This window comes from Achromobacter sp. (assembly GCF_036567245.1).
GTDB lineage: Bacteria > Pseudomonadota > Gammaproteobacteria > Burkholderiales > Burkholderiaceae_B > Achromobacter.
Window position 1 is genome coordinate 1 of sequence record NZ_DATCUY010000193.1, and the last position, 9,127, is coordinate 9,127.

The 9,127-nt window shown below is 66.5% G+C and carries 8 protein-coding genes and 1 pseudogene; 4 read left to right on the forward strand and 5 right to left on the reverse strand.

From position 1 onward, the window contains the following. Positions 1-753 (forward strand): annotated as a pseudogene (locus VIR09_RS08010) (peptidylprolyl isomerase); the annotation flags it as partial. Between the two features lie 11 nt (positions 754-764). Here VIR09_RS08010 and VIR09_RS08015 read toward each other — a convergent pair. After that, positions 765-1,412 (reverse strand): arylesterase, encoded by a 648-nt coding sequence (locus VIR09_RS08015; RefSeq protein WP_332012395.1) that lies wholly within the window; start codon positions 1,410-1,412, stop codon positions 765-767. On the opposite strand from VIR09_RS08015, the gene VIR09_RS08020 reads away from it, so the two are divergent. Continuing rightward, entirely contained in the window at positions 1,411-2,088 is a 678-nt protein-coding gene (locus VIR09_RS08020; protein ID WP_332012396.1) for an ABC transporter ATP-binding protein, read from the forward strand. The genes VIR09_RS08015 and VIR09_RS08020 overlap by 2 nt on opposite strands. 105 nt (positions 2,089-2,193) lie before the next feature. Here the strand turns inward: VIR09_RS08020 and VIR09_RS08025 are convergent, their stop codons facing one another. The 3 genes from VIR09_RS08025 to VIR09_RS08035 are packed head-to-tail and all read right to left on the reverse strand — an operon-like array spanning position 2,194 to position 5,936. Continuing rightward, positions 2,194-3,177, reverse strand: a complete 984-nt coding sequence (locus VIR09_RS08025; RefSeq protein ID WP_332012397.1) for an ABC transporter substrate-binding protein — start codon at positions 3,175-3,177, stop codon at positions 2,194-2,196. A gap of 22 nt (positions 3,178-3,199) precedes the next feature. Continuing rightward, positions 3,200-4,846 (reverse strand): iron ABC transporter permease, encoded by a 1,647-nt coding sequence (locus VIR09_RS08030; protein WP_332012398.1) that lies wholly within the window; start codon positions 4,844-4,846, stop codon positions 3,200-3,202. Positions 4,847-4,859: 13 nt separating this feature from the next. Further along, positions 4,860-5,936, reverse strand: a complete 1,077-nt coding sequence (locus VIR09_RS08035; protein ID WP_332012399.1) for an ABC transporter ATP-binding protein — start codon at positions 5,934-5,936, stop codon at positions 4,860-4,862. A gap of 242 nt (positions 5,937-6,178) precedes the next feature. Here VIR09_RS08035 and VIR09_RS08040 point away from each other — a divergent pair, with 242 nt between their 5' ends. Next, positions 6,179-7,087: a LysR substrate-binding domain-containing protein gene (locus VIR09_RS08040; protein ID WP_332012400.1), complete on the forward strand. Its 909-nt coding sequence runs from the start codon at positions 6,179-6,181 to the stop codon at positions 7,085-7,087. A gap of 13 nt (positions 7,088-7,100) precedes the next feature. Then, a complete protein-coding gene (serB, locus tag VIR09_RS08045) occupies positions 7,101-7,814 on the forward strand; it encodes a phosphoserine phosphatase SerB (RefSeq protein ID WP_332012401.1) in 714 nt (237 codons plus the stop codon). 9 nt (positions 7,815-7,823) lie between these two features. On the opposite strand, the gene fabV is transcribed toward serB, so the two are convergent. Beyond that, positions 7,824-9,014, reverse strand: coding sequence for an enoyl-ACP reductase FabV (gene fabV, locus VIR09_RS08050; RefSeq protein WP_332012402.1), 1,191 nt, complete (start codon positions 9,012-9,014; stop codon positions 7,824-7,826). Between the last annotated feature and the right edge of the window lie 113 nt (positions 9,015-9,127).

The following is a 9,127-nucleotide window of genomic DNA, read 5'->3' on the forward strand; positions in this document are numbered from 1 at the left end:
CTGAACAAGCAGGTCTATGACCAGCGCGACAGCCTGCAACCCGCCGCTGACGCCGTGGGCTTGAAGCTGCGTACGGCCTCGGGCGTGACCCGCGAAGGCCTGTTGCCTGCCGACAAGGCTGGCCCGGGTGCCGCGGTCGATAGCCCCGATGCCGAGCTTCTGGACAATCCGCGCGTGCGCCAAGTGTTGTTTTCGCCTGACGTGCTGCGTGAAAAGCAGAACTCCGGCGTGATCGAACTGTCGCCCGCCACCATGCTGGCCCTGCGCGTCGCGGCGGTCGAGCCCGCCCACGTGCCGCCGCTGGACAAGGTGTCGGAGATCATTCGCGCCAAGCTGCTGGACGAGCGTTCGGCCGAAGCCGCCAAGAAGGCCGGCGAGGCCGCGCTGGCCGCCGACCAGGCCAATCCCGCTGCCGTGCCGGAAGGTTTCGCCGCGCCGGTAATCGTGTCGCGCCAAGACCCCAAGGATCTGCCGCGCGCGGTGCTGGACGCCGTCATGCGCCTGCCCGCCACCACGCTGCCGGCCTATGCCGGTGTGCAATCGGGTGCGGACTACACGCTGGCGCGCCTGGAGAAGGTCGAGGCCGGCACGGTCGATCCGGCCGACAAGGAACGCCTGGCGCAGCAGTTGTCGGGCGCCTGGGGCCAGGCCGAAAACGAAGCCTTGGTGCGCATGCTGCGTGAAGAATACAAGGTGCAGGTGCTGCCCGCCGCCGCTGCGGTCATCCGCGGCGATCAGCCGGCAGCCGGCTGATCAGCCCGGAATCAGTTCAACAGTGGCCGCAGCGTCGGCCACACGTTGTCCAGCAAAAGAGGTTGGGCATCCTCGTTCGGATGGATGCCGTCGGCCTGGAACATCGCCCGGTTCGTTGCGATACCTTCCATCAGGAAGGGCACGAGCCGGGCGTTTTCGTCTTTGGCGACCGTGGGGAACACCTGGGCGAAGCGCTGGGTGTAGTCCCGGCCGTAATTGGGCGGAATCTGCATGCCGACGATCAGGACTTCGGCGTCGGCCTTGCGGGCGGCCTGGGCCATGGCGCGCAGGTTTTGTTCGGTCATGTTCAGCGGCAGGCCGCGCAGCGCATCGTTCGAGCCCAGTTCCAACACCACCACGGCCGGCGCATGCTGGCGCAGCAGGGCCGGCAGGCGGGCCACGCCGCCGCTGGTCGTGTCGCCGCTGATGCTGGCGTTGACGACTTGATACTTGGGGTATTGTTCCGCTACGCGGGCGGAAAGCAGCGGCACCCAGCCGGTGCCGCGCTTGATGCCGTATTCGGCCGACAGGCTGTCGCCCAGGACCAATACCGTGCGGGGCGAGGAACCCTGGGCCGCCGAAGCGGTCTGAGCGTGGGCGGGCGCCATGCTGGCGGTCGCCATGGCGGTCATGAGTAGCAGACGGGAAAATAGGCGCATGGATAACAAGAATTCGATCGAGGTGAAAGGGCTGGGCAAGCAGGTGGCCGATGCCGGCGGCATGCTCTCCATCCTGGAAGGTATTGATTTTACGGTCGAGGCGGGCAGCGCCGTGGCGATCACGGGCAGCTCGGGATCGGGCAAGTCCACCCTGTTGGGACTGCTGGCGGGCCTGGATGTTCCCAGCGTGGGCAGCGTGCGCCTGGCGGGCCAGGATCTGTTCGCGCTGGACGAGGACGGCCGCGCACGCTTGCGCGCCAATCATGTGGGCTTCGTGTTCCAGTCGTTCCAGCTGCTGCCCAACCTGACGGCGCTGGAAAACGTGATGCTGCCGCTGGAACTGGCTGGGCAGTCGGCCCGCGACGCGGCGCAGGCCATGCTGGAGCGGGTGGGCCTGGGCAAGCGCCTGCATCATTACCCGCGCACCCTGTCGGGCGGCGAACAGCAGCGCGTGTCGCTGGCGCGGGCCTTCGTGGTGCAGCCGGACTTGCTGTTCGCGGATGAACCCACTGGCAGCCTGGACGCCGCCACGGGCGTGACGGTCATTGATTTGATGTTCGACCTGCACCGGGAGCATGGCACCACGCTGGTGCTGGTGACCCATGATCCGCAGCTGGCGGCCCGTTGCGGGCGCCAATTGGTGCTGGCTGCAGGGCGCATGGTCAACGGCGCCTGACGCCGCGTCCGGCCTGCCACAGGCCCACCGCCGGGCCGTCCCAAGGTGGGCCAGCCCCCGCGGGGGGCAGCTAGCTCCGCAGAGGCGCGGCGTGGGGGTCTTACCTTATTTCGCTTTGGCCACGGCCTGATTCCAAGCCGACACCACCGCCTCGTACTCCTTCGCCGCCGCATCCTGGCTGACCGGGAAGATCTTGATGGTCTTCAGGTCGGGCAGGGTGGTCAGGCTGGCCACGGCCACGTCGGTGCGGGTCGGGCGGCGGAAGTTCTTCACCAACTGGGCTTCCTGCGATTCCTTGCTCAAGAGGCCGTCGTACAGTGCCTTGGCGGCGTCCATGTTCTTCGCGCCCTTGATGATGAACATGCCTTCAGGCGCCAGGTAGCTGCCCTCAGTCGGGTAGACCAGCTTGATCTCCTTCTGGCCGCCGGCCACGTATTCCTGCGCCGCGTATTCCAGCGTCATGCCGACGGCGTATTCGCCCGCGGCCACGCCCTTGTAGGTGGTGCCCGACGATGCCGTGATCACCGCGTTGGCGGCGATCTTGTCCAGGCCTTCCTGGCCGAACTGCTTGAAGAGGCCGTACACCAGCATGTAGGCCGTGCCGCTCTTGGACGGGTCGGTGATGGCGAACTTGTTCTTCCATTGCGGCTGCATCAGGTCGGACCAGGTGGCCGGCGCAGGCAGGCCCTTGAGCTGGCGTTCGTTGACCATCATCACCATGACGTGCACGTTGGTGCCCACCCACAGGTCGTCCGGGCCGCGGAATTCGGCCGGGATCTTGTCCAGGTCGGCCGGGCGGTAGGGCTGCAGATGCTGGCGGTAGGCGCCCAGCGTGCCGAAGCCGCCGCTCCAGAACAGGTCGCCGCGCGGGTTCTGCGCTTCGGCCTCGATGCGCTTCATCATCGTGCCGGTGCCGCCGGTGACGGGCTGCACGTTCAATTTCGGCGACTTCTGCTTCACCGCGTCCAGGGCGGTTTCGATCGTCTCCGTGTTGTTGGACGAATAGAGCACGACATTCTGGGCCTGGGCGGCGCCGGTAGCCAGGGCGGCGGCCAGGACGCTGTACTGAAGTAGGTGCTTGAGTTGCATGGTTAGCCTCTGTGCGAGTGGGTTATTTGCCGGAGAACAGCTTGATGCGGAACGCCTTGACCGACACGATGATGGGCAGCACGATGACCGTGACCAGCGCCGCGCCGTAGGCCGACGCCATGCCCAGCCTGCCGCCGTCGACCTGGCGGAAGATGGCGATGGGCATGGTCTCCAGGCCGCCGCTGTAGGCGACGATGGAGGCCGACAGCTCGGAGATGGTGGTGAGCCACATCAGGATGGCTGCCGAGATGATGGATGCCTTCATCGCGGGCAGGACTACCTTGAAAAAAGTCATGAGCGGAGACACGCCCAGGCTGATTGAAGCCTCCTCGATCGACTCGGGGATGTTGAACAGCACCGACGAGGCGTTGCGCACCGCGAAGGGCAGGCGCCGCACCGTGTAGCAGAGCACCATGATTCCCGAGGTGCCCGCCAGCACCAGCCAGCCGGTATTGAAGGTCTGCACCAGCGCGATGCCCAGTACCGTGCCGGAAATGGTCAGCGGCAGCACCACGATGTAGTCCAGCACCTGGGTCGACGCGCTGCGCTTCTTGATGGTCAGATAGCTCACCAGCACCGCGAAGGCCACGCCCAGTACCGTAGCGAGCGAGGCGAATTTGAGCGAGTTCAGGATGGGCTCGGGCGCGCCATGCAGCGCGCGCTGCATGCTGGCCAGGGACCACTGGCCCCATTGCATGACCGGCCCGCTGGTCTTGGTGAAGGCGGCGATGAACACCACGATGAGCGGCAGCATCGAAATGAAGATGATCAGGCCCACGCCGCCGGTGTAGAGCAGGGCGGTCCAGGAGCGCACGCGGGTGGCGGCCGGCGCCCGTCCCTGCGTCATGGTGTAGACCTTGCGCTCGACCACGCGTTTCTGGAAGAACAGCACGATGGCGACGATGGCGATGGACACCACCGACATCGCGCTCTGCAGCGTCGGGCTGCCGCCCATTTCGCTGACGAAGGTGTTGTACGTCATGACCGAGAGCAGCGGCACCCGGCTGCCCAGCAGCATGGCCAGCGCGAAGTTACCCACCACCAGCGTGAACACCACCAGCGCGTTGACCAGTACGGCCGGCAGCAGCACCGGCACCAGCACGCGCAGCTTGGTCAGGAGCGGCGGCGTGCCCAGGCTAAGGCCGGCCTCTTCCAGCTGGCCGTCGAAGCCGCGCAACGCCGCCAGCACGCCCAGGTAGATGTAGGTGTAGTAGACCAGCGTCATGGAAAACACCATGCCGGTCCAGCCGTAGAACGAGGGCAGCGAAATGCCCGCGTCGCCCAGCAGGTTGGTCAGGATGCCGTTGTTGCCCAGGATCAGCAGCCAGGACTGGCCGACGATGATCTCGGGGATCACGATGGTCAGCACCGGCAGGATCGCCACCAGGTTCTTCAGCGGAAAGTCGAAGCGCGCCACCATGTAGGCGAAAGGCACGCCCACCAGCACCGTGCAGGTCGTGACCGCCAGGCCCAGGATCAGCGTGTTGCCGAAGGCCTCCACGTATTGGGAGTCGGCCAGCAGGGCTTTGAAGCCCTCCAGCGTGAAGGTGCCGTCCTGTCCGGTGATGCTGTTGCTGAAGAGCACGCCCAGCGGGTAGAGCACGAAGAACAGCAGCAGGGCCAGGCTGATCGCGGTCAGGATGCCCCAGGGCCACCATTTGATTTTCATGGTCGGCGCGTCCTCAGGCGTTGACGACGCGGCTGTCGGCGGGGATCAGCACCTGCACGGCTTCGCCGGGCTGGAACTGCGCCACCATGTTGCCGGCGTGTAGCTCGACGCGGATTTCGGAGCCGTTGTCGAGCGCGATGCGGTAGGCCGTCTTGAAGCCCAGGTATTGCCGGCGCAGCACTTTGCCGGGCAAGGTATTGGGCACATAGGGAGCAGGCGCCATCAAGGCCAACTCTTCCGGACGGGCGATCAGCACGCCCTTGCCGTCCAGTTGGTCGCTGCCTTGCACGCCGTCGAATCCCAGGCCGCAGATTTCGTAGCGCACATGGCCGGCGGGAGCGCCTGCCTGGCCGTTGCGGGCCGGCACCGGGATCACATTGGCCGAGCCGATGAAGTCCGCCACGTAGGCGTTGACCGGCGTGCCGTAGAGTTCTTCCGGCGTGCCCAGCTGGGCGATGTCGCCGCGGTCCATGATGGCGATGCGGTCGGACATTGCCAGGGCTTCTTCCTGATCGTGCGTCACGAACACGGTGGTGATACCGGCCTCGCGTACCAGATCCAGGATCACGTCGCGCATCTGCAGGCGCATCTTCGCGTCCAGGTTGGACAGTGGCTCGTCCATCAGCAGCACGCGCGGGCGGATCACCAGCGCGCGCGCCAGGGCCACGCGCTGGCGCTGCCCGCCGCTCATCTGCGCCGGATAGCGTTCGGCCAGCGCCAGCAGCCCGACCTTGTCCAGCGCCTCGTTGACGCGCCGCGTGAGTTCGGCACGCGCCACGCCGCGGGCGCGCAGGCCATAGGCGACATTGTCGAAGGCGGTCTTGTCGGGGAACAGCGCGTAGTCCTGGAACACCATGCCGATGTCGCGGCGGTGCGCGGACACATGGGTCACGTCGTCCTGGTCGAACAGCAGGCGTCCGCCGTCGGGAGCATAGAAGCCCGCAATGCAACGCAGCAATGTGGTCTTGCCGCAGCCGCTGGGGCCCAGCAGCGTGTAGAACGCGCCGTCGGGGATGTGCAGCGACAGATTGCGCAGTACTTGCTGTCCGCCGAAAGTCTTGACGATGCCGTCTACGGTGATTGATGCCATGTTTGCTTCCTGCTTGAGGTTGCCGGCATCATAGAAACGCGCTGCGGACCCGACCAGCGCTGTTTTTTAAGGGTAGTCGTTAGTTTTTCTAAGAGGTCGGCGCCGAGGCTATCACCTAGAATGCGGCTGGATAGGACAGGCGCGCGCAAGCCGCGCCAATAAAAAATAGACGACAAGGGAAAACGTGGGAAAGAGCAGCACAGCGCGGCGCCGGGCCGGCGCGCGGGCGGGCCGCAACTGAGATGGCGGGGCAGAGCCTGCCGCCGCTCAAGGCCTTGCGCGTGTTCGAAGCCGCGGCGCGTTTGCGCAGCTTCACCGCGGCCGCCGATGAACTGAGCATCACGCATAGCGCGGTCAGCCAGCAGATCCGCATACTCGAAGAGTACGTGGGGCAACCCCTGTTCGCGCGCGAGGCGCGCGGGGTCGCGCTGCTGCCTTGCGCCCAGGCCTATTTTCCCGAGATACAGGCCAGTCTGGAACGCATCGCGGCCGCGACCGCCAAACTGAAATCGCCCGCCTATGGCGGCGTGTTGCGCGTCTGCGCCACGCCGTCCCTGACCATGAAGTGGCTGATCCCGCGCCTGTCGACGTTCCAGGCGCGGCATCCGGGCGTGGACGTGCAGCTCACCACGCAAGGGCGCTCCTTCCTGGACCGCGGCGGCGATACGGGCAGCGACGTGCTGATCCGCCATGGCTACATGGCGCATTCGGACCTGGCCTGCGTGCACTGCCTGGACGATTTCCACCTGCCGGTGGCGTCGCCGCGCTTCATCGAGCGCAATCGGCTGGCGGCGCCCGCGGATTGCCTGGGGCATCCGCTGCTGAAGATTGCGGGCGGCATGGATCACTGGCCGCGCTGGTTCGCGCTGGCCAAGGTGGACGTGCCTGCGCAGTTGCCGGGGCCGGTGTTCGACCATCAGTTCCTGTGCATGCAGGCCGCCATGAATGACCTGGGCATCGCGCTGGCGCCCTGGTGCCTGCTGGAAGACGACATCCGCGCCGACCGCCTGCGCCCGCTGTTCGACGGCCCGCAGCTGCCCAACGCCGGCATCCACGCGCTGTACCGGCAGGACGGCCCGGCCGCCGCCTCGGCGCAATTGTTCATCGAGTGGTTGCGCGAGCAAGGGCGCTGCCCCTCTCATCCCGCATAGACAAGGACTATTCATGCATTCCGTCTCGACCATACCCGGCCTGCTTTGGCGCGGCATTGCGCCTCCGCTTGCACTGACGGACTACAAGCTCATTGCCTTCGACATGGATTCGACGCTGATCTCGATCGAGACGCTGGACGAGATGGCGGACCTGATGGGCAAGAAGGCCGAGGTGGCGGCGCTGACCGAAGCTGCCATGCGCGGCGAGATCAAGGACTACAAGCAAAGCCTGCGCGAACGCGTGGCGCTGCTGGCGGGCATGCCCGAGGCCGCGCTGGACGAGGTCTATGAGCAGCGCGTGCGCATCAATCCCGGCGCCGAAACGCTGATCGCCGCGTGCAAGGCCGCGGGCCTTACCTGCCTGCTGGTGACCGGCGGCTTTACCTGCTTCACCGACCGGCTGCGGGTGCGCCTGGGCCTGGACGACGTGCGCGCCAATGTGCTGGAAATCGTGGAGGGCCGCCTGACGGGCCGGCTGCTGCCCCAGGCCTGGGGCGATATCTGCGACGGCGAGGAAAAGCGCCGCAAGCTGCTCGAAGTCTGCGCGTCGCTGGGCGTGGGGCCGGAGCGCGCCATCGCCGTGGGCGACGGCGCCAACGACCTGCCGATGATGCGCGCGGCGGGCCTGTCGGTGGGCTACCGCGCCAAGCCGGCCGTGCGTGAGGAGGTCAAGGTGGCCATCGATGAAGGCGGCCTGGACCGCCTGCTGGAGCTGATGGCCCGTTAGCGGCCGGGCCTAGGCCAGGCCGCGGATTTCCACTGCCGGATCGGTATCGGCCTCGTAGTCGACGCCGTCGATCTCGAAGCCGAACAAGCGCAGGAAGTCCTGCTTGTAGCCGGCGAAGTCCGTCAGCTGGTAGAGGTTGTCGTTGGTGACCTGGCCCCATAGCGCCTGCACGCGGGCCTGCACCTCGGGGTCCAGCTCCTTGTAGTCGGCGCGCAGGCGGCCTTCCTGGTCCAGGATGGGCGTCTCGCCACAAAGGCTGTCGCGGTACAGGCCATAGACCTGTTCGATGCAGCCTTCGTGCGTGCCGGCTTCCTTCATGGTCTTGAACAGCAGCGACAGGTACAGCGGCATCATGGGGATCGCCGAACTGGCCTGCGTCACCACCGCCTTGAGCACCGACACGCGGGCGTCGCCGCCGCGCGCGGCCAGCTTGGCGCGGATTTCCAGCACCTTCTGGTCCAGGTCCTTCTTGGCGGCGCCGATGGAGCCGTTCCAGTAGATGTCGTGGGTGATCTTCTCGCCCAGGTAGGTGAAGGCTGTGGTGCTGGCGCCTTCGGCCAGCACGCCGGCTTCCAGCAGCGCGTCGATCCACATCTGCCAGTCCTCGCCACCCATGACGGCGACAGTCGCGTCGATCTCGGCCTGGGTGGCGGGTTCCAGCACGGATTCCTTGACTACTTCGCGGTCGGTGTCCAGGCCGCGCAGATTGACCGCCTGGCCGATGGGCTTGAGCGTGGAATTGAAGACTTCCCCAGTCTTCGGGTGCGTGCGCCGGGGCGCGGCCAGGCTGTAGATCACCTGGTCGACCTGGCCCAGGTCCTGCTTGATGAGGTCTATGGTCTTGCGCTTGATCTCATCCGAGAAGGCGTCGCCATTGATGCTCTTGGCGTACAACCCGGCGGCATGGGCCTGCTCGTGGAATTCCGCCGTGTTGTACCAGCCGGGCGTGCCGGCCTTGGCCGCGTCGCCCGGGCGTTCGAAGAACACGCCCAGCGTCTCTGCGCCGCAGCCGAAGGCCGCGCTGATCCGCGCCGCCAGGCCATAGCCGGTGGATGCTCCCAGCACCAGCACGCGTTTCGGCCCGCCAGCGATGGGCCCCTGGGCCTGGACGTAGTCGATCTGGTTGCGGACGTTGGCGGCGCAGCCGGCGGGATGGGTGGTGACGCAGATGAAACCGCGCACGCGGGGCTTGATGATCATGAGAGCCTCGATTCGGGGAAATGCCTGGATCGCCCATGCGCGAAAGCGCAAAAAGCGACCCGCATTGTACGGGAGGCGGCTGCGGCGCGCTGCCGGCTCAGCGCACGCCGGCC